The organism is Mesobacillus harenae, from assembly GCF_013343715.1.
Taxonomy (GTDB): domain Bacteria; phylum Bacillota; class Bacilli; order Bacillales; family Cytobacillaceae; genus Mesobacillus_A; species Mesobacillus_A harenae.
In genome coordinates, this window is record NZ_JABUNR010000005.1 from 214419 (window position 1) to 240740 (window position 26322).

A 26322-nucleotide genomic window follows, 5' to 3' on the forward strand; every position below is an offset into this window, starting at 1 on the left:
CCCTGTACGGGATTTTTGGCTTTTCAATGAAAGATCGGAGGCACATCTGGTTTAATCCGTCCTTTAATGGTGAGGTTTAAATCCCCCTTTAAATTTACTCCCGCGTAGAAAATATCTGATTCATCGGTTATTTGTTTATCCTTATCTTTCAGCTGTTTAACCAGCCATTCTTTGTCCTTTTTTAATTTTTTCAAGGCCTCATTTTGGATTTGTCCGTCTAAAATCACCGGTATTTCAAATTCGGCTTCCTTACCCGTAATGTTCATATCAGAGAGTCTTACTGGTTGTTTATCAGGCCTTAAATTCACAGACAATCTTCCATTCGCTTCAACAATCGCAACCTCGACATCTGCCGCCTGAAACACCTCTTTTTCCCGAAGCATTTGCAATACATTATCGATAGAATAGTTAACGCTTTTCATGTTCTCCGTTAAGAATTCTCCCTTATAAAGTACGATTGTAGGTTCAAACGTAAGCAACCGTCCAATTTTTCTGTTTTTAAGTTTAAGATAAACAACCAGTTTCTGAAGGAAAGCAATCGCAATCATAGCAACAACAGTATGAATATGATTTATTTTCGGATCTGCAATATCTGCACCTACGACTGCACCGAGTACGAGGATAACTAGGAAGTCAAAGACAGGCAATTCCCCTATAGACCGTTTTCCCATATACAATCCCAGGAACAATAAAAAAGGTAAAATGGTAACAATTCTTCCGATCACTTTTACACTGTCTATGAGTATGTCCATTTCTCTCCTCCATGTCAGCCTGGATTACTTGTAACTCGTAAAATATCACCTAAATACAAAATACTTCTGCCCTAAATAGTTTGCTGCTGTATAAAGACAGGTACCCAATAGCATTGCCAGCTCTTCTGCTGAAATAATCTCAAAACCGACAATGCCGCTAGCCCAGAACGCTAATTCCCTGCTTAAAGAATAAGAGCTAAAATAACTAATGATAATTACTGCTATAAAACGAGGCAGGCCCCGCTGCATATTCACTTCACTTTGAAAGGTAAAATTTCTGTTTAAAAAATAACTGACCGTTGCGCCAGCAGTATTGCCCGTAAAGGTGGAAATCCAATAAGAAGCTCCTGCACCGTTTAATAAAAAAAACATGATTGACAGTCCCGTCAGAGTATTTAGGATCCCAACTAAGAGAAATCGAACGATTGAGTTAGTTCGTTTCAGATAAGCTTCCAACATTTCTGCCATTGACCCGCTGTTCCCCTTCCTCTGAATTTTGATTCAAAATTTGGCGCCTCATTGGTAGATTGAAGGTATCTATCTCTATACTAAATTTGGGACGCCGTTTCGATTCCTTATAGATTTTCCCGATATACTCCCCGATTAGTCCGATTGCAATCAGCTGCAGGCCGCCAATCAGCCAAATTGATGTGATCAGAGAAGTCCAGCCTGTCTGAGTAGTACCGAAAAACTTTAAAGATAAAAAATACCCGCCAAACAAAAGGCTTACGAAAAAAGAAAAGAAGCCAATAAACAGAACAAACCGGATCGGCGTGACAGAAAAGGAAGTTATTCCGTCAAAAGCAAATGCAAGCATTTTTTTTAGGGGATACTTAGTTTGGCCAGCAAGCCTTTCCTGCCGCTCATAACTCACTGAAGTTGATTTGTAACCCAGCAAGGGGACAATTCCTCGTAAAAATAAATTCGCTTCTTCAAACCTTTCGAGTTCATCCAAAGCTCGTTTGCTCATAAGTCTGTAATCAGCATGGTTATACACAATATTTACGCCCATTTTGTCCATTAGCTTATAAAAGCCTTGGGCTGTGCTCCGTTTAAACCATGTATCCGTCTCACGCTTGCTTCTTACACCGTACACAATTTCAAATCCTGCCCGAAACCGAACAATAAAATCTCTAATCACACCTGGATCATCTTGCAGGTCAGCATCAATCGACACTACACAGTCTGACGCTTCTTTTGCCGTTAATAAGCCTGCTAGCAGCGCATTTTGATGGCCAACATTCCTGGACAGCTTTAGACCTTTTATATGTGGATTCTTTAAGCTTTCTCTGTAAATCACCGGCCAGGTCATATCCCGGCTACCATCATCGACAAACAGGAGCTTGCTGTTTCCTGAAATCAGTTCTTCGTCCAGCAGTTCCTTCAGCAGGCAATCCAGCCTGGCAATTGTTTCTGGCAGGACTTCTTCTTCGTTATAACACGGAACAACAATCGTTAAAATTGGGTTATTCATTCTGTTTCCTCCATGATGTTATAGTGCTTTATACAAATAAATTTTCCATGCTGATTCATTTGACTCGAACACCTTTTCTAAAGAAAGCTTATTGTCCGCAGCATTATCAATAGGAATGGACGAAAATATATGCGTACCTCCCATTTCTTTAAATGCCTCGATGTTAAGCTCTAAATTCTTTAAGGTTTTCTTTGAGTTCTTTTTAAACATATAATGCTTTCCGAGTTCATCAGTGAAAATATAGCAGCGACCGCCCCATTCATCAAAGTACGTCCTGATTCTCTTATTCTTTGCCAGTTCTTTTTCAATTATTTTCCGAAATTGATATTTATAGGTTAAAGGATAGAAATTATTATAGGTGTCGAGCGTATAAAAGCCGTTATACTGTGCGATTGCAGGGTGAATCCCAATACTCACTACCCTGTATTCCTCCTGTGGTTTCCCTATAAAGGTTTTCACTTCTGAGAATTGCTCTTCAGCATAAAACTCCTTAAATGTGGGTTTATTTTGAAAAAGAATCTCCTCGTTAAAAAACAGCATGACAACGACCTGGGCAATAGCCAAGTAAGGTACTGCTTTTTTCCAGATACCTCCCCTTAACCAAAATATTTTCAGGCCAAGCGCAAACAAAACATAAATAACGAGCGGCCGCAAAAAATGATAACGGGCAAAGTTAAACGTATCTAGAAAATGAAAGCGTTCGGTAAGGGGGAGCCACCCTTTAAAGAACCAAAAGGCATACCATGCAGACAGCGCGATATTTAGCCAAAAGAGAAAAACAAACACTTTCTCTTGTTTCCAAAGCTGTTTTTTAATAACAATATAAAATGCAAAAAGCGTGACCGGTAAAATAACGAATGTATGCATAGTCGCGACATGGTGATGACCGAGCACATAATTTTTAAAGGTAAGCCTAACTGAATGCCAAAAGGTAAGCCGAGCATGAAAATACTCGTCCCGGCTATTTGGTTCATGATCAAATAAAAAGGAATAGAAAAGCCGATATTCCACTATCATGAAAATGATCGTCATATAAGCAATTGAGAAAAGGAATGGTAAATTCCAATCTTTTTTCCTAATTAAATCAACTAGCCAAAAAATGCCCATCGCACTCAAAAAAAAGAAGAACCCGAGTACAATGCTTGCATATAAAGGGAGCAAAGTAAGAACGAGATAATTCACCCATGATCTTTCTCCATTTCGGATGTTCAGGAAAGCCCATAGCGCAAGCGGCATTCCAAGTGTACTCAGCATTCCGGAAGGCCAAAAAGGAGTCATTGCAAACGCAAGGCTAACAGCAATTCGAAATAAGGCCCAGTCAGGTTGAGGAGTAAAGTGTTTTTTTAACAGCAAAAACATTCCTAAGAATGCAACCACTCTTGTAATGGTTTGGCTAAGTGCATAAGCAATCATCGTCGGAAAAAGCGCGTACAGCCAGACAATAAGGCTGAGTTCGGTTCCGAATGCGTTTCTTTGGAGCTCACCATTAATAATCTGCGGGATCCTTGCATCAACAGCACCCGTCATGGCACCGCTGTTCGCCAGTACCTCGTACCAGGCAAGGTTGGAATCCAAGTTATCATGCACCCGAATATGAGCATTTTCCCCTAAAACAAACAGCGGAGCTACAAACAAACCTAAAACAATCAGAGCAAAAACAAGGAGTCTTTGCTCTTTTTTATTTTCTATCGAAAACACATCCAACACCTCATTAATAAAACAAAGAGCAACAATACTAAGAAAAACAGCACACTTTTAATAGCAGCCAGTTTTAAGGTTTGCAGATTTACTGAAATCTATTCCTAGTTTGTAAAAATCCCCCTGCTGGCTAATTTTTGATATAAATCAACCTGGGAAAGACATATATATATAAGCAATAGATGGAATTGTTGAAGAAAGGGGGCAGACTGTCCTGATAAAAAAAGCCGTTATCCCTGCTGCCGGGCTTGGAACAAGGTTCCTGCCAGCCACAAAGGCGCAGCCAAAAGAAATGCTTCCTATCGTCGATAAGCCAACCATTCAGTATATTATTGAAGAAGCTGTCCAGTCTGGGATTGAAGATATTATTATTGTTACAGGACGGAACAAGCGCGCAATTGAAGATCATTTTGATAAATCTATTGAGCTTGAACTGCTGCTACAACGAACTGGGAAACAAGAAATGTATAAAATCGTAAATGACATCTCAACAATGGTAGATATTCACTATGTAAGGCAAAAAGAACCCCTTGGTCTCGGCCATGCTGTACTTTGTGCAAAGAAGTTTATCGGCCATGAACCCTTTGCGGTTTTGCTTGGTGATGATATTGTTGACAGTGAGGTCCCAGCCTTACAACAGATGATTCAAAAGTATAATCAGGTACAGGCCGCTATTCTCGGCTGCCATGAAGTGCCTGCAGCCGATGTTACCAAATACGGGATTGTCCAATATGATCAATGTGTAAATGAACTTTATAATGTTAACCGGCTCGTGGAAAAGCCCTCGGTTAAGTCAGCTCCGTCAACCCAGGCAATCATTGGCCGATACATCCTCCCTCCGGAGGTATTTGATTTGCTGGAAGGAGTAGCACCGGATAAAAAGGGAGAAATCCAACTAACCGATGCGCTGGACCAAATCCTTCAATACCAGTCAGTCTATTCCTATATTATTAAGGGGAACCGCTATGATGTCGGAGATAAGTTCGGCTTCTTAAAGGCATCAATCGAGTTTGCTCTAAAGCGTCCAGAACTAAAGGATCAGCTACAACTGTATCTGAATCAGCTTGTCAAAAATTTAAGAAACTGAAGTCAGGTTAAAAGATTGCTTCCTACTCTTAACCTAAAGTTCGAAAAAGGACACTGCCAATTAAGGCAGTGTCCCAGACTGTAGACAAACTCGATGGAAATACAGCTTGTCTACAGTCATTTTTTGTTTGGTGGAAAAATGGGGGCTGTTGATTTCCGTTCCAGGCGCTTCGCTTTCCGCGGGGCTGGCGGTGAGCCTCCTCGCCGTTGGCGTCTGCGGGGTCTCACCTGTCCAGCTGATCCCGCAGGACTTTGATTGGGCATCCTCGAATTTGCCCACGCACGAAGGAAATGCGATAGCATTTTCGAGGAGTCTACGCGCCTTTCCACTCCAATCAACAGGACTTCTAAATTTAACGTGGAGGTAAACATAAGTCTATTTTAAAATAGATTCAATATACCTTTGGCATCCGTTCCAGGCGCCAGACCATTGCCAAAGTAGAGACGAACATGGCTACCGCTGGTTTTTGGGTTATGGATTCCATGATAAAGTGCCCCACTTCTCTACCTTCGGGAAGAATTACGAACGCCTTTTTAAAGACACCGATTGGTTTGAACAGATCTTCTATCGAATTCTTAAGACCGCAGCTGATAAGAAGCTTATTAGTGCTGAACATGTCTTTATGATTTGTCCTGGGTACAATCGTGACACCTGGTAACACACATGATAGATTGATCCTTGAGCCGCTGGTAGAACAAGTGATAGAGAAAGTCGGAAAGCTTAATGCCGTTGCGGCCGACGCAGCCTAAAAACCTCCAGCCATTACGAAGTTTTTGTTAGAAAATGAAATGACTCCGACTTTGCCTTATACCCAACCAAGAACGAAGGACGGATTTTCCGTAAATATGACTATGTATACAACGAATTCTATGACTGTTATTTGTGTCCTGCCGGTGAGGTCCTAAAGTATTCGACCACGACTAAAGAGGGGTATCGATAAATCCCCCAAACAAATCTGCGCAACCTGCCCGTTTTTAGCGCAATGTACAGAAGGAAGGACCCTCAAAAGGTGGTAACTCGACATAGCTGACAGGAGTATGTGGAAGAAGCAGACCACTTGAGTCACAAACCAGAAGTAAAAGAAATCTATGCGAAGCGTAAGGAAACCATTGAGCGTGTATTCACAGATGCAAAAGAAAAGCATGGCATGCGTTGGACAACCCTAAGGGGACTTAAAAAATTGTCGATGAAGGCGATGCTTACTTTCACTGCCCTGAACCTGAAGAAGATAGCCAACTGGACTTGGAGAAGTCCAGTAATGGCCTAAAAGTAAAGCGAAGAGAGTCTATTTTCCTTGAAAAATCAGATAAAATCCAAAAAGGGGTCCGGAATGAGACCATTCCGAACCCCTTTTGTCGACAAACTGGGACACTGCCAATTAAGGCAGTGTCCTTTTGAGTTTATTGGAAATCAAAATCATCGTATCCTGTTAGGGAATCCATGTGGCTGGCAACCATAGCAATGATCGTGCTTGCCTCTTCCTTTGTAAAAATAAAGTTTGATTCATCTTTTATAAGCTCATCATCTTCGGTCCAGATACGGTTTACACGGCGTAGGACACCGTCGCCTGTCTCATCGATAACACCGAATTGATATGTTACTTCAACCTCATCTTCCTGCATGAAAGCTGTAACTTCAGGTGTTTGCCACTCAACATCAATTTCCTCGAGGACATCCCCTGTATGGTCTGTTGTTTCTGCTACATAATATTCCTCTTCGTCGTCCTCCACGTCACCATCATCGTCGAATTCAAATGTGTCATCATCATCAACGTCGACCTCTACATAAATCTCATCATCGTCTCCATTCATAAAATCATGGAAATTTTCATGAACAGCATCCACAATGTCCTCAATATCAGGAAGGATTGTTCTAGACGGCTGATCCAGATCTATATCGTAAGTTTCCATATAAAATTCCTCATTATGCGGGTCAAACAAAAGCGTACTAAAGTATTCTCTGTCATCATCTTCGGTTTCAACAAAGAATTCAATACGTGGATGTTTCGCGCTGCGGTCTATGGACATAAGCCCAACCTGATCGTATTTATCACAAATTGATTCCAAATGATCCTGAAGCTCTACAGTCACACGGTCAAACCATTCTAAAGTCATTACATCCCTTCCTTTCAAGGTTATCGATTATATTGTTTCCAGATAGGTTAATCTTGTTCATGGCAGATTAAACCAACTTTGCTTGACTACTATATACACTCTCTTATAAAGCGATGTATATAGGCAGATTTACCTTCTTCTAAATCCAAACTATTTGTTTTTGTGTCAACTTATTGACACAATTGCCCACAAAGACAGAAACGTCACTCTACTTGGGAGCCGCATCATACCTGACTTTTATACATTCTATTTTTAAACCTTATAAGATTTCATTAAATTACCATATATCTTATTACTATAGACCTATTTATAATAGGATTTAGTATTCTATAATGAAAGTATCTTCCTAAGGAGTTGAATTATTTGAAATCGATTTCTAAAAAAATGTCGAAGATTCTACCACTGCTTGCAGTGCTACTTATAGTCGCCGCTGCGACAACCATATATTTTGCAAAAAATTCAAATGATGCCTTAACCATTCCTTTCTCAAGCATGGCTGATAAGATAGAAAGCTTGAATAATTCTCCTGTTTCTCTAAACGAAAGCTATGACGGTACTCTAACTTTGACAACTAACGAGGGTGTGTTCGTGTCACATGTACCACCTAATAGCCAAGTTGTCGATAAGCTTGTTGAAACAAATAATGTTTCCTATTCTTACTCGAGCAGCAGCAAAAATGCCACCTGGGTTATGGGTGGAATCGTAATTCTGCTGATTGCTGCTGGAGTCATGATCCAACGGAAAGCTAAGGGCGGAATTGGCCTTAACAAAATGAAAAACGGGCTTTCTAAAGCAAAACCGCTTCCAAATATCACACTCGATGATGTCGGTGGATTGCAGGATGAAATGAAAGAAGAAATCATGCAGACACTTTCAATTTTAAAAGAACCTGAGCGGGCAGCTAAGTTAGGTATTAAGCCTCCTAAAGGCGTGCTTTTATATGGACCTCCAGGAACAGGTAAAACGCTGCTGGCCCAAGCAATCGCTCGTGAATTAAATGCTTCTTTTTACTCGACAAGCGGGTCTGCATTTAATGAAATGTTTATCGGTGTCGGTGCATCACGCGTTAGAGACTTATTCCAAAATGCCCGGAAATCCGAAGGGCCAGCTGTTGTATTTATTGATGAAGTTGACGCGCTTGCCGGTAAGCGGAAGCCTCATGGCGGTGAAGAAGGTGAAAAAACGTTAACAGAATTGCTTGTACAGCTTGACGGCGGACACCCTAATGACGGCATTCTGTTTATTGCAGCTACAAACCGGAAGGATATGCTTGATGATGCCTTCCTTCGCCCCGGCCGTCTTGATTTTTCTTTTAATATTCCTCTTCCTGATAAAAGCGGACGAAGAGAAATTATTGAAATTCATACGAAAGGGAAGATGCTTGAGCATACTGTCCTTTCTTCGCTTGATGATCTAGCTGAAAGCACATCCGGCTTCTCCGGTGCTGAGTTGAACTCCTTGTTTGAAACAGCAAGCAGGCGAGCCGTCCGAAATGGCCAGGAGACAATTACCAGAGCGGATCTTGATTATGCGTTAGACCGTACCATTCTCGGAAGCACATCTCGTGCCCTCCAGGATTATGATACGAAGCGAAGAGTTGCTATCCATGAAGCCGGCCATGCTTTAGTCTCAGCGGTTACTAAGCCAGGCTCAGTTAGAAAAGCAACGATCATACCGCGGGGACAGGCACTAGGTTATGTTGCCCCAATCCCTAAGGAAATGCATCTATCAACAGCCAGCGAGTTGCTGGATCAGATTGCGATGATTTTGGCAGGCGGTGTTGCTGAACGCTTTATTCTCGGAGAACACAGCATCGGTGTCAGCGGCGATGTTCAGCAGGCCAAACATATGATTGAGCGTATGGTTGATACCGGCCTCTTGCAGGATGGATTCACGCTAACGTTTAGCAAGCAAGACCGAGATGTAAAAATGCAGCAGCTATTTGGCGAAGCTTTAGAGAAAGCTGAGCTTATAATCAAATCTAACCACCTTCAATTTGACCAATTGGTTCAGTCCCTTCTTGATAAAGAGACACTCGAGGGTACAGAAATTGAAGAAATTGTAACAAATAAAGTGTTCGCTGAAGTGGAAGAGCTAGCTCTGGCGTAACAATAAGCTAATAAAAAGGATGCATGCCTCTTGGCGTGCATCCTTTTTTATGTGAAAAACCAAAAGAGCCTTCATAAAAGACAACCTGTATCATACATTTAAATGACAATGTTGTTATGAAAGGATTGATCGTGATGTCTCATAAAAATAATATAAAACCCGCCTTCTTCTTAATTCTTCTGTTAGGATTTACTGCTTATCTTGAATCCCCCTATTCTTTTATTCATAGTGACTATGCGCTATTTAGCAGCGTACCAACGGCCTCAGTACCCGAATATCAGATGCCTTCCTCTAACGGCCCTGAGCTGGAATGGATTAAAGAAAAGGAAGAAATCGTTAATGGATATATGGTTGAGACGTATCGCGAATTCGAAATCAGTAAAGACGCCAGTGGGATGATTACTAAGAAAGAGCCAACTAATAACTATGATTATATCCGTTATAAAGTAGACAGCCCATCCAAGAAATCGGATGTTCAGTAAAGGAATCCGCTACCTGAAAATTAAAAGCTTTCTTTCTGAATAATGACCCTTTAACTGGTGAGACTACGTTATGGAACAACCTAAAGAAATGAGGGAACATTATGAAAGAAGTACTGGAGCATGCCAAGGAATTGCTGGAAGCTTCCTTTGACCACCCGAATGACGGCAGCATAGACCAGTGCATCGCGGAGCTTGCACGTGCCAAAGAGTCAGCTGGATATAAAGGCACCATGATTTCAGACGTTATTAATTCCTTAGAAAATGCCAGGAATGCCAGTGTGCAGCTTGAGAACGCCGGTGATATTTCTGCAACCAATGCTTATGCAGAGGCACATCGAGCGTTGGAACAGGCCATTAATTCATATACCAATTTTAATAATGATCCTTTTTAAGCAGGCGCCTTTATGCCTGTTTTTCTAATTCTCAAGACCTATCCTTTTTCCTTTGGAAGATTTTCATAAGCCAATTTTAAAATGATTTCTTTATGTACGGGATACTTTTTAAGAAGTTCTTTTTGTGTAAATAGTTCAAAATCTTGAAAATCAAAACCAGGTGAAACCATGCACCCGACTAGAGAAAAGGAGTCAGTTTTATCAACAGTTGAACCGAAGATAGAATTCTTTGGGACAACAAGCTGCGGTACTTCCCCATTTTCAAGATCTAACCCTAGTTTGGCCTGTTTGTATTTTCCTTGCTCATCAATTATATGAACCGTAAGAGGGCTCCCTGCATGGAAGTACCAGAGTTCATCTGATTTAAGACGGTGGAAATGGGATTGGTCATCTGATTTTAATAAGAAATATATGCTGGTGTACAGCAATCTTCGCCCCGAAAAGCCAATTGTTAATTCACTGTCAGTTACCTGTTCTTTTGACCTGAAGGTACTCCGGTAGAAACCACCTTCAGGATGGGCCGTAAGATCAAGATTTTTAATCCAATAATCAGGATTGCTAGATTTCATACAACATCTCCTCAGTTCATCTGTTTAATCAAATTGGTTTCTTATCTTTTTAAAAATAGACCCATAAAGGGTCCATTATTAGGAAGCTTGCACCGTTTTAATAACACTGAAGATTACCGAGCCATTAACTTTTCTAATATTCTTCGCTAAATCATCTTTTCCATTCAAAATGATGATGCTAGTATTTTCAAGCGCATAGAGCTCATTTACATACTTTTCAATAAGCAGCTCTTCAAATTCTTCCTGATCGGGCCCCTTCAGCATCTGCACCTTTAAAGCCAGAAGATATTGTTTTCTATCAGGGATTGAAGTAATCACTTTTCTAACAAGATAGGCTCTAATAATTTCAGGATGGCTCGTGATTTGCTCAACACCTTTAATTATTTCCGATTCAGGCTTGTCATGAGGAATAAATAGATCGTTATGATGGATAAAATCACATTCCTCATCTGCCTGCTCAACAATATCTGCCCATTCCTCAAGTTCCGCTCTGGCTGCTTCGAAGGCTGCTGTCTGCTCAGTACTATAATAATAGTCGCATAATAGCTCCAGTCCGGGAAGCTTGCATTCCCAATCTGCCTCGATTGCCAGTTGAATTAATTGAACACCCTCTTCTGCAGTTGTTTTTTGCTGCACGTAAATTTCACCTAAGGCAAGATAGGCTGCTGCTGATTGATCATTGGCTGGGAAAGTGTCGATAATCTGCCGGTAAACAAGAGAAGCGGCCTCCATTCCAGCAAATTCCTGAGTCAGTCCAGCCTTTTCAAGCATTCCATCAAGATCGTCTACCGTTTTATCGGCAATCTCCTCGTATCTTTGTTTGGATGCGTTATACTCCTGTATCTGTTCTTTCCAATGTTCTTCATTAAATACTACCCATAATTCATTAAAATGCTGAAGGATTGCATCAGAATTTGCAAAGAAATAGTCAACAGCGGAATCTTTACCCTTTGTAAACGCTGGGTTCATCCCTATTGCTTTCAATCGATCGCTCAGACATGGATGAGTATCAGTAACATAGCTTTCTGCTTCAAGCTCGGAATTTAAGTAACTTTCCGCTTGTAGTTTTTCAATCCCAAGAATTTTCTCTCTAAAATTAGTGTACGGTTTCGGAACACTATCGGTTTTCGCACAATCTTCAAAAAGCTGATTATAATAATCGTTATAATAATAAGGTGCAGCTACAGAAATCGTGCAAAGTGTATCTCGGACTGTTTCTGCTGTTGTAACCCTGGCTGCGGCACGGTCAGCTTTATACTCCTCCTGGCGAGCCATAACAAACGTATAGGCATCAAAACGAGGATAATACCATTGAAAAAATCTTCGAAACAGAAAAGTTCCAAATTGTTCATTTCTCTCTAAGGAATCCATCAAACGGCCCCATGTCCGGCGGACACGATAGATTTTCGCTCCCATTGCAGTATCAGAATAAGATATATGTGCAAGCTCATGTGCTAGTACTGAGGTAAACTGCTCGCGTGAAAGGGCCGTTAATAACGGCATCCCAATCATTAATATATTTTGTTTTTTTCCAATTAGCCCGTATTTGGGGATTTGGGTAACTGCTGCATTAAACTCACTATTAAGAACAATTGCATGAATTTCTGGTGTCTTAAGCTGAAGGCTAATTTGTTTAATCTTCTTCTCCAGTTCTGGAGCCTCACCATGCTGTAAATAATATCCTTCTGGTCTTTCAATCTTAACAATTAAGGCTTTTACAATAAAAAAAGACAAAGTACCCGTTATCAGCAAAACTTTAATATTTCCAAAAGTAAATTCACCGTCAGCAAACATCGCGACGGATATCCCCAGTAAAAATAACAATAATCCAAGAAAGAATAATACATATCCATATCCTAACCCTGTAAATAGTAAAACCTTAAAACGATAAAGATTCGGCTTTTCCCCTGCCTTTGTCTCCAGCTTCTTTACCAGATTTTCAAATTCTGCATTTGTCATTCCTTTTTCCCTCACTCTTTGTAAAGTTCTGTTAATATTATCTAGTTATTGGGTATATCTGACAAGCTATTATTTTTAGTAAAATAAGCCAATCTGTATAAAATATTTCAGAACTCAAATAGACCTGTGTTAGCAGGTCTTTACAATGGCACATAAAGTATTAAGACCCGATCCATTCATAAAAAGGTCTTGTTGCATTTATCTCGTAATTATTTTGTTTTTAACGGAAAGAAAATATTAAATACTGTACCTTTACTCTGGGCACTTGTTACCTTTAATGAGCCGCCCATTTCTTTAATGACCTTTAAAACAACCATAAGTCCTAGGCCAGTTCCTTTTTCCTTTGTTGAATAAAACGGAAGCCCTAAATTATCGATTTGGTATTGAGGCATTCCCTCCCCGTCATCCGCAATCTTTACAAGAACACGATCCTCATCGGACAAAATCCATATTTCGATTAAGCCGCTGCCGCTGGTTGCTTCAATCGCATTTTTTATGAGATTAATAAACATTTGCTGAAGTCTTTGAGGCTGACCTTCAATAAAGACCTTATTATGATCATGTAAAATTACTTCAGTGTTGTTTAAAGCTGCGTATGAAGAAAGAGTATTGATTGATTTGCTGATCACAGCAGATAAGTCTACATCCTTTGTTTTAATGGAAGAACTCTCTTTACCCATTGATAAATAATCTCCAATGATAGAGTTGGCTCTGTCCACTTCTTCAAGGCTGACTTTCAAAAAGGATTTCTCGTCGTTCGTTAAATTTTCCGATGACTGAAGAAGCTGAATAAAGCCGCGAATACTTGTCATCGGATTTCTGATTTCATGAGCCACACTTGCCGCAAGCTGACCAACCACATTGAAAGTTTCAGCTCTCTGAAGCTCTTTTAAAAGGGATCTCCTTTCCAGATGTGTTTCCAGTAAATAGACTGACAGCCAAATAATAATCGCATTCTCTAGTATAAAACACAGGTATGTAGCGGCACTTAGCAAAGTTACTTTTTCGTTTAGAATTATGGAACCAATAATTGGAATGGAAGCTGAGGCCACAATTAACAGAACCGTTGAAAAAACAAGTTTATTCTTTAAGGATAACCGTGGGTATTTTTTGACTGCTCCCCATAAAGCAAAGGACCAAAATATGATAACAATTAGGGCCGGAACCATCCCCGGACCGCCAATAAAAATTCTAACTATACAGAAAAACAGTGTGACACATATGCCGACAAAATGACCTCCATATATAAAGGCCATATACCAAGGAACCATCCTTAGGTCTAGGAAAACACCCGGCGAAACCTTAATGCTTACCATAAAAAATAAAACCATAATCATCATGCACAAAAGCGCTAAGATAGCTCTTTCCCTGTTGGCACTTCTCTCGTTTTTATCAAGGGCCATATATAAAACAAGCGGAAATAAAACCATTAAACCCTGCAGTAAAATTCTATCTAGCTGTAATTCCACTTAACAAACCCCTCTGCTAAAATATACTCTAATAATTCGCTGAATCAGTTAAAAATACCTTTTTCTTGCCACAAAAAGACAAGAAAGGTGACAGGCACCATCCAGAAAACTGGATGGTGCCTGTCACCTTAGCTTATTTTGACCTTATATTTGTCATGATAAAACCGCTTGCTGGCAGGGATGGCATTCTTTCCATGCTATAGCTCAAATCTTGATTTTGGACTAAATCATAGGAAATGTGGCTGGTAAGGAAGTTGAGGCTTACCTTCATGACTTCTATTGTAATCCCTTCACCTGGACAGCGATGGCCTTTTGCAGGGTCGCCGCCTCCTTGCGGGATTAAATCGAATAAACTGCCATTCCAGTTTTTGAACCTCTCTGGCTGAAATTCATTAGGATTTTCCCAAAGCCTAGGATCATGATTGGTCCCGTACATATCTAGTAATACCAAGGTTCCTTCTGTAAACTTGCACTTATTCCAGATGAAATCCTTACGGGCACGTGCACCAAGGAATGGTCCAAACGGGTAAAATCTGCGGACCTCTTGAATAAACCTATCCAGATAACCCTCTCCACTATCCTGAAGCTTCCTTTTACATTCAGGGTGCTCTTCTAACGCTAAGGCACTAAAGGTAATAAAAGTTGCGATGGCTACGATTGGCCTTAACACATTGATTAATTCGATTGCCGCCATAGTCGGGTCCAAGAGGCTACCCTGTTCATCACGATGTATTGCCATCTCGTGCAGGGCACTACCTTTCTCAGCCATCAGCTTTCCTTCCCGAACGGCTTCTATTACGCCGAAGATCCACTTTTCTGCGCGGGAACGGGCTATACGGCCCTGCCAATGACGTGGACCCACCGCTCCAAATGCATCGACCATTGCCCCGAAGTCTTTAGCTCTTGCTGTCACCTCTTCTTCTTTCAATGGCACCCCTGCCCATTGGCAAGCAGCTCTGCATAATATTTTTTGTGATTCCTCAAAAAGAACAACTTCATTCATGCTTTCCCAATTGCTTAGACTTGATTGGAACTGTTCCCTGGATATTGCCGAAAGCCTTTCTACGTGTGGAGGAGTCATGAGTGACATAAACAATAGCTTACGATGTTTATGCGCGCTACCGTCCATCGTCTGGATGGCATTCTCTCCAAATAATGTTTTTTGGATCCGTTTTGGCGCTGCGCCTTTTCTCTGAAAGCGATCTTCATCATAAAACACTTTTGCAGCTTCTTCCCCTACCATACATATGACTTTCTGTCCCATTAACCGAGTCTGAAAGATTTCTGAATCATATTTCCTCGTTCGGTTCTGAATAAAGTTGTAGCCTTCCTTTAAAAGCGAAAGACTGCTGTCTAATGTTTTCTCCTGGGGAACTTGTCCGCTTGCAGCCATTTTTCCGACTCCTTCTTTTATAATAATAATGGGGTTTGACTTCTATATCTTCATTTCTAACTCTTGTGCACTATCGATTCAAAAATATATTCAAGTATGATGTAGCTAAAAAACAAGGTAGCCTTCAACCTTCCTTTCGTATACCCTCCTGTTTTTTTCCATAAACTTCCCCTATTTCGCTTACTTTATACAAATACTTTATTACAAGACTATCGTTCATGTTGCTGGGTAATAGCAGGAGATTCTTTTACTAATTTGTTTTTACATACCGCTATTTGGGAATAAAATCAGAGAGTGCAAGAGTAAAGCCATGTATAAAGTTTGTCCAATAACTGAGGCTAAGAAGGAATCAATGAATATGTAACTGAACTTAAATTACTTTCGCAGTAAACAATTAGAGGTGTCTTAATGATAAATATAATTGGGGTCACTAGCGATGATCAGCTTAAAACCAACCTTCCAATAAGTAGTCTAGATTTATCAAATTATAAATGGTACTGGGTTGATTTTGATGAACCAACTGATGAGGAAATAAAACATCTATCCGAAACATTTCATTTTCACCCGCTTGCAATAGAAGACTGTGTGCAGAGACTTCAGCGTCCAAAATTGGACTACTACGACGACCATACGTTTTTTGTAACACATATAGTGAGAGAGGCGAAAAAAGATATTTCAAAAGAAGAATTGAACTTTTTTATCGGAAGAAATTATATTGTTACATTTCATCGCCAATCGGCCATGGAGGTTTCCCAGGTTTGGGAAAAGCTTTCCCTGCAGAGAAAGGCTGAGAAATGGGATACATATTATGTTTTTTACCAGATTTTAGATAAGATCGTTGATAATTATTTTCCGCTTATGTATAAAATTGAGGATGAATTAGACAACATTGAAGGAAATACTCAAAATAAATCAATGGATCGTTTAATGGATGAACTATTTGACACTAGGTACATGCTGTTAAATCTAAGACACACCATTAATCCGATGCGGGATTTGTTGTATCGGATGTTAAATTCTCATCACTTAGACGGAATCAATGAAAGAAGAGAGTACTTTTCAGATATCTATGATCATCTTTTAAAGCTTTCAGAAATGGTCATGTCCAACCGGGAAGTGACAGCTGACATGAGAGATAGCTATCTCTCCTTAAATTCTCACCAAACGAATAACGTAATGAAGGTGCTCACAATTATTACCTCTATCTTTGCGCCATTAACATTTATTGCCGGGATCTATGGAATGAACTTTGAATATATGCCTGAGCTCACATGGAAATATGGATATTTTCTTTCACTTGGACTGATGGGAGTTATTGCAGTAGCTATGTTTCTATGGTTTAACAAAAAAGGCTGGTTTTAATTTTTATAAATTTTAGAAAAGAAGGGAATTTTTTCGGAAGTTCCGTTTTAGTTTGTAGGCAAAAAGAGGTTTGGAATGTTCTCATTCCGAACCTCTTTTGGATTTGATGATTGTTTTTCTTGGAAAAATAGACTCTCTTAGCTATACTTTCAGGCCATTACTTGACTTCCCCAAAGCCAGTTGGCCATCTTTTTCAAGTTCGAGTTTTTTTAATGCTATTTCTATAGCTATTTTTTAATAGGCCTGATTATTTTATAGCTTCTCCATTCTTCGGGGAAAAGCCGCTGATATTTTGCCTGCAAGAAACGGTCATCAATAAGGGTAATGCTGCCATGATCTTCCTCAGAGCGGATCAGCCTCCCTCCAGCCTGAAGAACTTTATTCATTCCTGGGAATACATAAGCATAATCGTAGCCGTTTTTGCCACTCTTATTAAAATAGTCTTTGATAATATCACGATCTTTTCCAATTTGCGGCAGCCCTACACCAACAACTAACACACCATTCAGCCTGTCACCTTTTAAATCAATTCCCTCTGAAAAGATCCCTCCCAAGATAGCAAACCCAACTAGTGAATTGGGGTTATTTAATTTAAACCCAGCTAAAAATTTTTCGCGTTCCGCTTCCGTCATCGAAGCTTCCTGGATAATGGTGCTGATATTAGGAAACGAAAGCTTCCATGACGCATAGACATTTTTCATATACTGATAGGATGGAAAGAAAACGAGATAGTTGCCGGTTTCCCTTTCAACCCTCTCTCCTATAGCAGCGACGATGTCGGGGACTGACTGATCTCGATCTCGATAGCGAGTTGATAAGGCAAAAATAACCATTTCAATTTGTTCATGGCTGTAAGGTGATGGAATCGATACTTTGTAGTCCTCCTGTTCGCCCCCCAAAATATCCTTGTGATAATCCATTGGGCTTAAGGTTGCTGAAAAAAAGATGGCTGCCTGGTATTCTTTCGCCAATCTCCCCAGCAAATAGGAAGGATCAAGACAATAAATCCTAAGTTTTACCTGGCTTCCGGCTGTTTCAACAATCGTTACAAATCTTTCATCATAAAACTTAGCCGTTCTTAAGTAGGATTGGGCGGCAAAATAGTTATCAAGCAGCAGACGGGCGTCCTCTTGGCCGTTTTTGCTGATCAGTTCTGTTTCCGCAGCAGATACAAAGGATTCCAGCAGGGAAACAGCATCATCCTTCTGCTCCTGAAAAACGCCTTCACCCTGCTTTTGCAAATCTATAAAATAGTCATTCATATCCTTTGCTGTTTGATAAACAACTGGATTTCCTCCCTTATACTCCCGTTTCAATTCAAGAAAGCCTGCTTTTTCAAGAGTGGCAGAAAACATTTCTCTTGAGCGGTCAACGAGATTATGAGCCTCATCCACTAGCAGTACGGTACGTTTTTTCTCTTCGTCCAACTGTCTTTTTAATGATACACGCGGATCAAATATATAATTGTAATCACATATGATAATATCAGCCAAATAAGCGAGATCAATTGAAAACTCAAAAGGACAAATTTGATGTTTATGGGCATAACTCACAATAATAGCCCGGTCCATGACCACTTCATTTTCGAGGATATCTAAAACCGCTCCATTTATGCGATCGAAATACCCATTTGCATAAGGACACTGCGCTTTCGTGCAGACGGTTTCTTCTTGAAAACAAATTTTATCCTTCGCTGTGATTGTGACCGATTTCATAATAAGTCCATTTTGTTTCATTAGCAGTACTGACTCTTCAGCAGTTTGTCGAGTGATTGTTTTAGCGGTTAAATAAAAGATCTTACCCGTAAGCCCTTCTCCTGCTGCTTTTACTGCCGGAAAAAGAGTGGAAATTGTTTTGCCGATACCAGTGGGGGCTGTGGCATACAATTTTCTGCCGTCTAAAATGGTTTTATATACAGTCCCTGCAAGCTTGCGTTGTCCCTGCCGATAGGCTTTAAATGGAAATTCAAGCTGTTTGACACTTTCGATCATCGCTGATTTGTGGTTTATTTTAAAAGTGGCAAACGGTTTATACACAGCTAGCATATAGAGAACATTCGCCTCAAGCTCTTCAAATGTCTTCGTTTTCCTAAACTGCTTGATTTCAGTCGTGATTGTTTGAAAGTAGGTAAGCTGGATCGTCATCTTACTGCAATTTTGATCAGCAGCATACATATAGGCATAACATTCTGCTTGAGCCCAGTGCGCGGGATAGTTATCCTCTGTAATTAAAGCTAGATCCCCGGAAGTTGATTTAATCTCATCAATTATCTTTTCATTCTCTGTGAAAAGCAGCCCGTCGCACCGGCCGTTCAAAACAAATACCAAGTCACCATCTGCAATTTCTTTACTGAGCAAAACTTCGGTCTCATCGCCTTCTTTATAGGTTTTCTGAATCTTTTTATGTGCCTTCGTGCCCTCAATCATTGATGAGGTGCTTCTGAAGCCTGATTCGATACTTCCGCTCCGGAACACATATTCAGCCAACATTCTGACCGGCAGCTTTATCTCACTCTTCATATCCACATCTCCTATTTTAGCTTTTTTATTATAGCACATACGTTCGGTATTAGAGGAAGAAAAGCGACCGTTTAACGGCGTATAGATTGAGTAACACATAGAGCGAAAGCGATTCGATGGTGACTTATCACGAGGTAGAGGAAGTACACTTGTCGCACTAGTCGCTGGACACTGGAGCCGAAAGCAGACAACGCATTCGATTATTGAAAACCTAAAACTTTTATAGTTTCCTAATCAAGAAAAAGCAGGTTAACCATTAAGGTCAACCTGCCGTCCTTTTATTTGATTAGTGTGCAACTGGTCCAACGCAAGCTGCACCAACAATGATCAACAAGATGAACAATACGACAATTAACGCGAAACCAGAACCAAATCCAGCGCGTGGAGCTGCTGCATAGCCAGCACCAGCAACTGCAGGTGCAGGTCCGCATCCATAACCATATCCACCATATCCGTACATATATCTTCCTCCTATCTTTTTGCTTATTACACTTGTATCCTATGCAGATAAAAGGCAAGAAGTGTGGACGGAAGCTCACTAATTTATAGGACGTGACAATGGCCCAGGAGGCCTTTTAATCAGATCAAGTTGACTACTCTGGAGATTTCCAATATAAAGACAAGGAACTGGGCCATTACTTGGCATCCTGCCATTCTTTAGCTTTCCTGATTTTATAATCAAGTGTTAGTGCCTTTATACCAAACACCCAGCTTACGTGCGTAGCGTTAATTTCATTTCCTTCTCTCCATACACAGATCGTCTCATTAATTGGCAGTCGGAGTGGAACATTGGCGATCATTTGATAAACCCCCTGGTAATCAGCCCTCCTCCGTTCTGACAGACTTGTCAGCTTAACCCCTGTCTCTATAAAATGGGTAATTTTTAGTATGCTTGTCAGTCCCCCAAATGGCAGTGGAAAAAATACATTATAATATCGTTCAGGTTCATTACTTAAAAACGTTGAGTAAGCTGCTGCATAAAAGGCCTTGCGGTTTAGTCGGTCGCTTCGGATCCATGCTCGTACATTCTCTCTGCCGTCAAGAAAATCATTGAGCTTGATAATTTCACTGTCAATCTTTGTAATGCCTTGATGGTCTGAAACCGGAAAATTCATCTGCTCGGCACGAACTGACCATTTTTTATAGATCTTGGCTGCAGGATAAAAAAATACATTCCACTCGGCTTTTACGTCCATATCAAAATCGACTGTGTCAGTATAAAACTGTTTCACTTGTGGATCGACATTATCTGCCTTAAAATCGCCGCGATTAAATATGTTCATATCATCGACCATTCCCTTGGGTGTCCTAACAGCCTTTTCTGTCTAGCCATGGCGGTTAAAAAAGTCGACGCCAATTCGTTTCTCTCCTTTTATTTTTGAAAAGGAAGAACTTGAAATAGAAAAATGAGTTTGTGGATTTTCTTTAAAATATCCAATTAGTCCAATAAGTGCAAAGCCGATACCATTGATCCAGCCGTGATATTGAATCATTTCCGGAATGGCAACCATGTCAATTGCATACAAGAAAGATAGACTCATGGTAAACAGCAGCACAGCTGCCGAGGCGACAATCCACCAATTGGTTCGGAATTTCATGATTGCCGCAATGCTAAAAAGATAAAGGCAGCCCACATATAGACTAACCGAAGCAATTTCGATCATCTTTGAATAGGTAATCCCAACCGCAACTAGCAAGGGGGATACAATAAATAAACTAGCAACTGGAGTGTACCAGCGAGGCAGCTTCCTTGTCTCTTTTACAGCTCTGCCAAGCAGACCTAAAAAAACCGGCACTATTAAGGTAGAATAATGAAAATGGACCGCCGTCAATAATGCAATCAACCCACTAAAACCTAATAGTTCAAAGTAAAGCTGTAGACTACAAACCAGACTGCCCCAAGAGGCAAGTAAATAAGCGCCATATCCAAAACTGTCTCTTCTATGTAAAAAAAACCGCGCTGAACCATGCGAAAGCATCCTGCAAGAAACAAGCCGAAGCTATAAACGAGCCATAAAACAGACATCCAGGGAAACTCAAAAGCCCCTATTACTGAAAGCATAAAGATAGGATACATTAAAAGCAGTTTCTCTATAAAAGGTTCAGTGTTCCCAATTAAAAATAGAATTACGGGTAAAAATCCGCACATCGACAGTGTTAAGAGAAATTCCACCTGACTAAGATAGCCAGCCTGCCATAAAACAAAAGACATAATTCCTCCTATAAATGAGCTAGCTAAGCTATAAATCTTCAAAATGTACACCTGCTTTTCGAAAAAAAGATTCTATATAAAATTATAACAAGAAATTACCTTTCCGAGCAGCAATTAGCAATTAATTAGCATAATAAAAAACACTTTAGCCAAGATGAGTACCTTAAATAAAAAAGCCTGCTTCACGTTAATGAACAGGCTGTCTCGATGGTTCTTCTATATTTTCCAATCCATTGTTTTTTCTAGCAGCTGATCGATCTCGATTTCAATCATTTTTACTGTTCGGATTTCATTGGCAAGCTCAATAGTCGAGTCCAATAACTGATCTATATCCATATCCATGCTTACTAATACCATAATCGAACCCTCCCTGATGTTTAGAATCCGGAATTGCATCCAGTTTCTCTATTCTTCAGCTACTAGAGAGTTCGATAATCCACAGCTATATATAGGGGTGCCTGTCTAAATTTTGTTATGCTGATATTTAACATGCAGTTTATACGATGTCTGTTGTCCTGAATAAGTCTTTCCCAACCAGGCCAAAAGTTTGCAAGACAGTTGCGTTTTTTTCAAAACTTTTGTGATGAATTATTTGAAACCTGAAAAAATTAAAAAACAGGCCCCTGTACCAGAGGCCTGCTTGTAATGATTATTCACCTAAATCGACATTGTGGTACACTTGCTGAACATCTTCCAGGTCCTCAATCGCATCAATCATTTTTTCGAATTGTGCTTGCGCATCTTCTGGAAGTTCTAAATCATTTTGCGCTAGCATCGTTAGTTCAGCGACTGAAAAATCTGTTACCCCTGAATTTTTAAGTGCTTCCTGAACAGCATGGAACTGATCTGGTTCAGCATAGATGATAACCGCTTCATCTTCTTCCAAAATGTCGCGTACATCTAAATCAGCTTCCATGAGCAGTTCTAACACTTCATCCGCTGTTTTCCCTTCGAGACCAATTACGGCTGTCGCATCAAACATATAGGCAACCGATCCGCTGACTCCCATATTGCCGCCATTTTTACCAAATGCAGCACGTACCTCTGAGGCAGTCCGATTTACGTTATTTGTTAATGCATCGACGATAACCATTGAACCATTTGGCCCAAATCCTTCATAGCGCAGTTCATCATAATTTTCTTCAGAACCGCCTTTTGCTTTTTCAATCGCCCGGTCAATAATAACTCTTGGGACACTGTATGTTTTTGCCCGTTCAAGCACGACACGCAATGCCTGATTGGACTCAGGATCTGGCTCACCCTGCTTTGCGGCAACATAAATTTCACGGCCGAACTTAGCATAAATTCGACTTGTATTTTGGTCTTTTGATGCTTTCTTTTCCTTGATATTATTCCACTTACGACCCATTATGAACACTCACTTTCAAGTACTGAATCTATACAGAATGATTTAATTATGAATGAGCATCTTACAATGCACTCGATGCATCATACCATTGACAGATACTATTATACCTTAAAAGAATCACTATTTACGAGTTTAATAATCAAAAAAACAGGCAGTAATTGACTGCCTGACAAAGTTTTATTTTTCCGAATGAACCTTCAGCACGTTCACCAGCAACCGAACACCCAAATACAAGCAAATAAATCCAATAAAAGAATAGCTGTGTTTCCACTTAATCAAATCAAACATATTATAAATTGCAAAAAAGTGTTCAATTATAAAGCCAAGCACTCCGGCCAAAACAATAGCAGCAGGAATGAATGTTTTCCAGGTACTGAAATATTGATATATCAGCATTCCTGCAACCGGAATAACAACTAAATCAGCAGGCAGTAAAGGCGGAATAAAATGAATCAGCTTATTCGGATATCCCCATAATAACAAATCTACACCCATAACATCTAACAAACTCGAGAATATACCACATATAAGGCCATAAGTAAGGATCTCAAATAACCTGGCTTTGTCAACAACTTTCCACCACAAGTAATAAGGCAGGAGTGTTGAGAGCAATAAAAACCACCAGTGCGGGCTAAAAAGTTCATCATGGTACCAGTGGCTAAACGCACTTTCCATCAATGCTTCCCTTATTTTTTGTACATCATCATATGTAGGTATGTTTTTTCCCATATTACCACCAATTCCGCTTAATTATGGTCTTTTTTGTAAAGGTTATTTATATACATGCCCTTTTAAAAATTAGACTTTCCTTTATTCGATGCTGTCATACTAAATAGGGGAAAACCGACATCGAATCATGAAAATTTCCAAAGCTGTCTCATCGTTTTCCGGTTACAAAAAGCAAAGGGGCTCCCAAATTAATGAGACCCCCTTCAAAGCAGCTGTTATAACTCGCTCATGTTTTTAAATGCATAACAAAATCCTTTAATTTTTCCAAATCAGTAATATTTGAGTTGCATATAAAGCTGTTCTGGCAAATATAATTACCTCTTTTAATAAACGTACCCTGTTCCGATCCTTTTATTTCAGCTAAGAACATTCCCACATCCTCATGACAATTGCAAAGCGTGCAAATCCCCTTTTGGCTGCTTCTCCGAAAAATACCATGCAGCCCCTCAAGCTTATTCTCCTGCTGAGCGATTATATATTTTCGGCCGGTACCTTTATCCTCCCAGCCGAGATAGGAGATTTTCTTTAAATCAATATCCTGCAAGAAAGGCGCCTTCAATTTTTTAGACTTTGGAAAAAGCTTTGTGATCGTTTGTTCTGTTACAGATTTAAAAGGAATCACAAAGGGACTTAATGCCAAAAGAAACTGTTCCGCATCTCCCTTATCTTTTACCGTTACGATCTGTTCGAGTACTTGCTTTTGTTCCATTGTTGGTTCAGCAATCAGATTTAACACTTTATCGATTGCAACAGCTTTCAATGCCCTAATAACCCCCGTATCACTTGTTGTTGAGTGACCATTAATAAGTATCTGGGTTTGTGATTTAATAAAATTATACTGATCATTCCTTAAAAACGGTTCCATCTATTATCACTCCTGAATTTGTTCCGGAAATTGAACTTGGATACATATCCCTTTTACTTTAAAATACAGAAGTCATTTATTCAATGTACTAAAGTGTTATAATTAAACTCTGCATACAAAAGCACCACTGACCATTGCGATCACCGGTGCTGGTTTATGCTTTTATTTTGATACACTATTTTTTTTATCGTTTCGGTCGAGAGAAAATATTCTTCCGCTAATTGATCGATGCAGCTGCCCTGTTTAAAGGCTTCTTTTGTTATTCCTATCATCAATCATCTTTCTTCTGCCAGCCCCTTATTCTTTTATAATTAATAAGGTGCAAAGCCATGATGATCAGAAATGATATATGCTCTATCAGGCGATTCCTAAAAAGTTATGAACGCCCCATGCAAAGTATCGCCCCCATATCAGGCTTTGCATGAGACGCTGCGGATTCTGGCAAGAATATTTTGTTTGCCTTTTTCACCACCACAGCAAAAACAATATTACATAAACTCCCATGGAATATCTATTCTAATTTTACTCAAAAAGGTCCTTGCAGGCTAACACCTAAATCGAGAACTACTGCAGATTTTGTGTGAAACTGTGCTCATTCACTCTGTCCAGCCACTCATTTATATGAGCATTGAGTAAAGAAGCCTGTTCGATTTGTAAATTATGTCCTGCCCTGTCAAGAACAACGAACGTGGCTCTAGGATAACTTACAAGCAACTTAAAAGCATCTTTATACCCAACCATGGAATCCTGTTTGCCCATGAGGAAAACAGCCGGAAACTCAACCAACTCAGTATCGGTTTCAAAACTAAAGCTGTAATTAGCTTTGATTTTAGCGAGAAAGTCCTTGTCTGAAAGTTGATAGCCTGCCAATATTTCCTTTTGGAAACGCACCCAGTTATACTCATCAAGGACGACACTTAGCGATCTGAACTCTTCCTCTTCGTTCTTACTAAGGCTTTCCAGAAACCCTTCATCTTTAAAAATAATCAAGTGTTCTGGGACATTCCTTTTTTCATGGTCGGGGATGATCAATGGGCAAATGAATGCAGCACCGGCGACTCTCTCTTTGCACTTTTCAATGACCCCTCTTGCTATATACCCACCATACGATTCCCCAATAATCAAATACCTTTTATCAGGTATTACACGATCAATAAAAGCGAGGATAACTTCAAGCATATCATCAGAATTTCTGATTTGCTCATTAGCTTGTGTTTTTCCCATACCCGGTAAATCAATGTAAATCCTTTGATAACCTTCCCTATCTGAAAAAATTGGTTCCATACAGGCTGCCATTACTTGGTGATCAAGTGAAAAGCCGTGTATCATTAGGATGGGATTTCCCTCTCCGACTACCTTATAGTGAATCTTTGTATCTTTTACAAAACATACAGGCATTTTCATGATCCTCCTAAGGTTAACTGCTTTCATTCAATAAAACTAAGCTTTCCAAAATAAGCAGTGTTATGATCTTTAGTCATTAGTTGAAGGTGCGAATTGGAAAATAATAACTCTATTATAGGGAAATTCTGCTTAGACTTCCACGTTCAATTGGTTTACGCAGTTTTAAAGTTTCGTATTTTAATTTAATGTTCAATAGATTTCCCTAATTTTTTAGAACTATTTAAAAGAAACGGCCTACAGGTTTTTTAATTAGTTAACAGAATGATCGAGCTTTCCTTTCGTGGATGGAGAGAAATACGGATTGATAAAATAGTTCTGGTGGCTGAAACACCCTCTAAGCATGTGGGGATGGCTGGAATATAAG

The 26322-nt window shown here is 39.9% G+C and carries 22 protein-coding genes and 2 pseudogenes; 6 read left to right on the plus strand and 18 right to left on the minus strand.

Translation table 11 applies throughout. The features are described 5' to 3' along the window. Positions 1-23 precede the first annotated feature (23 nt). Genes HRJ06_RS08465 through HRJ06_RS08480 form a run of 4 tightly spaced genes read right to left on the minus strand, consistent with a single transcriptional unit; the run spans position 24 to position 3924 of the window. Complete coding sequence (locus HRJ06_RS08465) at positions 24-752, minus strand: DUF421 domain-containing protein (protein WP_174731806.1); 729 nt, start codon at positions 750-752, stop codon at positions 24-26. Between the two features lie 45 nt (positions 753-797). Then, positions 798-1220 carry a GtrA family protein gene (locus HRJ06_RS08470; protein WP_242035165.1) on the minus strand — a complete coding sequence of 141 codons (423 nt, stop codon included), beginning with the start codon at positions 1218-1220 and terminating at the stop codon, positions 798-800. Further along, positions 1183-2226, minus strand: coding sequence for a glycosyltransferase family 2 protein (locus HRJ06_RS08475; protein WP_174731809.1), 1044 nt, complete (start codon positions 2224-2226; stop codon positions 1183-1185). The genes HRJ06_RS08470 and HRJ06_RS08475 overlap by 38 nt, the downstream gene beginning before the upstream one ends. Before the next feature lie 18 nt (positions 2227-2244). Further along, complete coding sequence (locus HRJ06_RS08480; protein WP_174731811.1) at positions 2245-3924, minus strand: DUF6044 family protein; 1680 nt, start codon at positions 3922-3924, stop codon at positions 2245-2247. A 214-nt stretch (positions 3925-4138) separates the two neighbouring features. Between HRJ06_RS08480 and galU the strand changes: the two genes are divergently transcribed. Continuing rightward, on the plus strand, positions 4139-5011 hold the full coding sequence (gene galU, locus HRJ06_RS08485) for a UTP--glucose-1-phosphate uridylyltransferase GalU (RefSeq protein ID WP_174731968.1): 873 nt from the start codon (positions 4139-4141) through the stop codon (positions 5009-5011). A gap of 389 nt (positions 5012-5400) precedes the next feature. Then, a pseudogene (locus HRJ06_RS08490) lies at positions 5401-6278 on the plus strand (transposase); the annotation flags it as partial. 133 nt (positions 6279-6411) lie between these two features. Here the strand turns inward: HRJ06_RS08490 and HRJ06_RS08495 are convergent. Beyond that, a complete protein-coding gene (locus HRJ06_RS08495; RefSeq protein ID WP_174731813.1) occupies positions 6412-7125 on the minus strand; it encodes a hypothetical protein in 714 nt (237 codons plus the stop codon). Between the two features lie 363 nt (positions 7126-7488). On the opposite strand from HRJ06_RS08495, the gene HRJ06_RS08500 reads away from it, so the two are divergent. From HRJ06_RS08500 to HRJ06_RS08510, 3 genes are all read left to right on the plus strand, one after another. Further along, positions 7489-9234 carry an AAA family ATPase gene (locus tag HRJ06_RS08500; protein WP_174731815.1) on the plus strand — a complete coding sequence of 582 codons (1746 nt, stop codon included), beginning with the start codon at positions 7489-7491 and terminating at the stop codon, positions 9232-9234. Positions 9235-9368: 134 nt separating this feature from the next. Further along, the gene (locus HRJ06_RS08505; protein ID WP_174731818.1) at positions 9369-9716 is read left to right on the plus strand and encodes a hypothetical protein; all 348 of its coding nucleotides are present in this window, start codon (positions 9369-9371) and stop codon (positions 9714-9716) included. Between the two features lie 101 nt (positions 9717-9817). Then, positions 9818-10108 (plus strand): hypothetical protein, encoded by a 291-nt coding sequence (locus tag HRJ06_RS08510; protein ID WP_174731821.1) that lies wholly within the window; start codon positions 9818-9820, stop codon positions 10106-10108. Positions 10109-10146: 38 nt separating this feature from the next. On the opposite strand, the gene HRJ06_RS08515 is transcribed toward HRJ06_RS08510, so the two are convergent. From HRJ06_RS08515 to HRJ06_RS08530, 4 genes are all read right to left on the minus strand, one after another. Further along, the gene (locus HRJ06_RS08515; protein ID WP_174731823.1) at positions 10147-10677 is read right to left on the minus strand and encodes a cupin domain-containing protein; all 531 of its coding nucleotides are present in this window, start codon (positions 10675-10677) and stop codon (positions 10147-10149) included. 78 nt (positions 10678-10755) lie between these two features. Then, positions 10756-12636 carry a M48 family metallopeptidase gene (locus tag HRJ06_RS08520; protein ID WP_174731824.1) on the minus strand — a complete coding sequence of 627 codons (1881 nt, stop codon included), beginning with the start codon at positions 12634-12636 and terminating at the stop codon, positions 10756-10758. 209 nt (positions 12637-12845) lie between these two features. After that, positions 12846-14105 carry an ATP-binding protein gene (locus HRJ06_RS08525; protein ID WP_174731833.1) on the minus strand — a complete coding sequence of 420 codons (1260 nt, stop codon included), beginning with the start codon at positions 14103-14105 and terminating at the stop codon, positions 12846-12848. A 133-nt stretch (positions 14106-14238) separates the two neighbouring features. Further along, positions 14239-15498 carry a CYP152 family fatty-acid peroxygenase CypC gene (locus tag HRJ06_RS08530; RefSeq protein ID WP_174731835.1) on the minus strand — a complete coding sequence of 420 codons (1260 nt, stop codon included), beginning with the start codon at positions 15496-15498 and terminating at the stop codon, positions 14239-14241. Positions 15499-15906: 408 nt separating this feature from the next. Between HRJ06_RS08530 and corA the strand changes: the two genes are divergently transcribed. Next, positions 15907-16860 carry a magnesium/cobalt transporter CorA gene (corA, locus tag HRJ06_RS08535; protein ID WP_174731836.1) on the plus strand — a complete coding sequence of 318 codons (954 nt, stop codon included), beginning with the start codon at positions 15907-15909 and terminating at the stop codon, positions 16858-16860. Positions 16861-17087: 227 nt separating this feature from the next. Here corA and HRJ06_RS08540 read toward each other — a convergent pair whose 3' ends face one another. From HRJ06_RS08540 to HRJ06_RS08585, 9 genes and pseudogenes are all read right to left on the minus strand, one after another. Next, complete coding sequence (locus HRJ06_RS08540; protein WP_174731837.1) at positions 17088-19379, minus strand: helicase C-terminal domain-containing protein; 2292 nt, start codon at positions 19377-19379, stop codon at positions 17088-17090. Between the two features lie 286 nt (positions 19380-19665). Next, positions 19666-19839 carry a YjcZ family sporulation protein gene (locus HRJ06_RS08545; protein ID WP_197969889.1) on the minus strand — a complete coding sequence of 58 codons (174 nt, stop codon included), beginning with the start codon at positions 19837-19839 and terminating at the stop codon, positions 19666-19668. 175 nt (positions 19840-20014) lie between these two features. Continuing rightward, a complete protein-coding gene (locus HRJ06_RS08550) occupies positions 20015-20662 on the minus strand; it encodes a hypothetical protein (protein WP_174731839.1) in 648 nt (215 codons plus the stop codon). A 42-nt stretch (positions 20663-20704) separates the two neighbouring features. Beyond that, positions 20705-21591 (minus strand): annotated as a pseudogene (locus HRJ06_RS23675) (YndJ family protein). Between the two features lie 216 nt (positions 21592-21807). Beyond that, positions 21808-21948, minus strand: coding sequence for a hypothetical protein (locus HRJ06_RS08565; protein WP_174731846.1), 141 nt, complete (start codon positions 21946-21948; stop codon positions 21808-21810). Between the two features lie 292 nt (positions 21949-22240). Beyond that, the gene (locus tag HRJ06_RS08570) at positions 22241-22960 is read right to left on the minus strand and encodes a YebC/PmpR family DNA-binding transcriptional regulator (RefSeq protein ID WP_174731847.1); all 720 of its coding nucleotides are present in this window, start codon (positions 22958-22960) and stop codon (positions 22241-22243) included. Between the two features lie 177 nt (positions 22961-23137). Further along, positions 23138-23689 carry a CBO0543 family protein gene (locus tag HRJ06_RS08575; protein WP_174731867.1) on the minus strand — a complete coding sequence of 184 codons (552 nt, stop codon included), beginning with the start codon at positions 23687-23689 and terminating at the stop codon, positions 23138-23140. 226 nt (positions 23690-23915) lie between these two features. Continuing rightward, on the minus strand, positions 23916-24554 hold the full coding sequence (locus HRJ06_RS08580) for a FusB/FusC family EF-G-binding protein (RefSeq protein ID WP_174731870.1): 639 nt from the start codon (positions 24552-24554) through the stop codon (positions 23916-23918). A 564-nt stretch (positions 24555-25118) separates the two neighbouring features. Further along, on the minus strand, positions 25119-25952 hold the full coding sequence (locus tag HRJ06_RS08585; protein WP_174731873.1) for an alpha/beta fold hydrolase: 834 nt from the start codon (positions 25950-25952) through the stop codon (positions 25119-25121). Between the last annotated feature and the right edge of the window lie 370 nt (positions 25953-26322).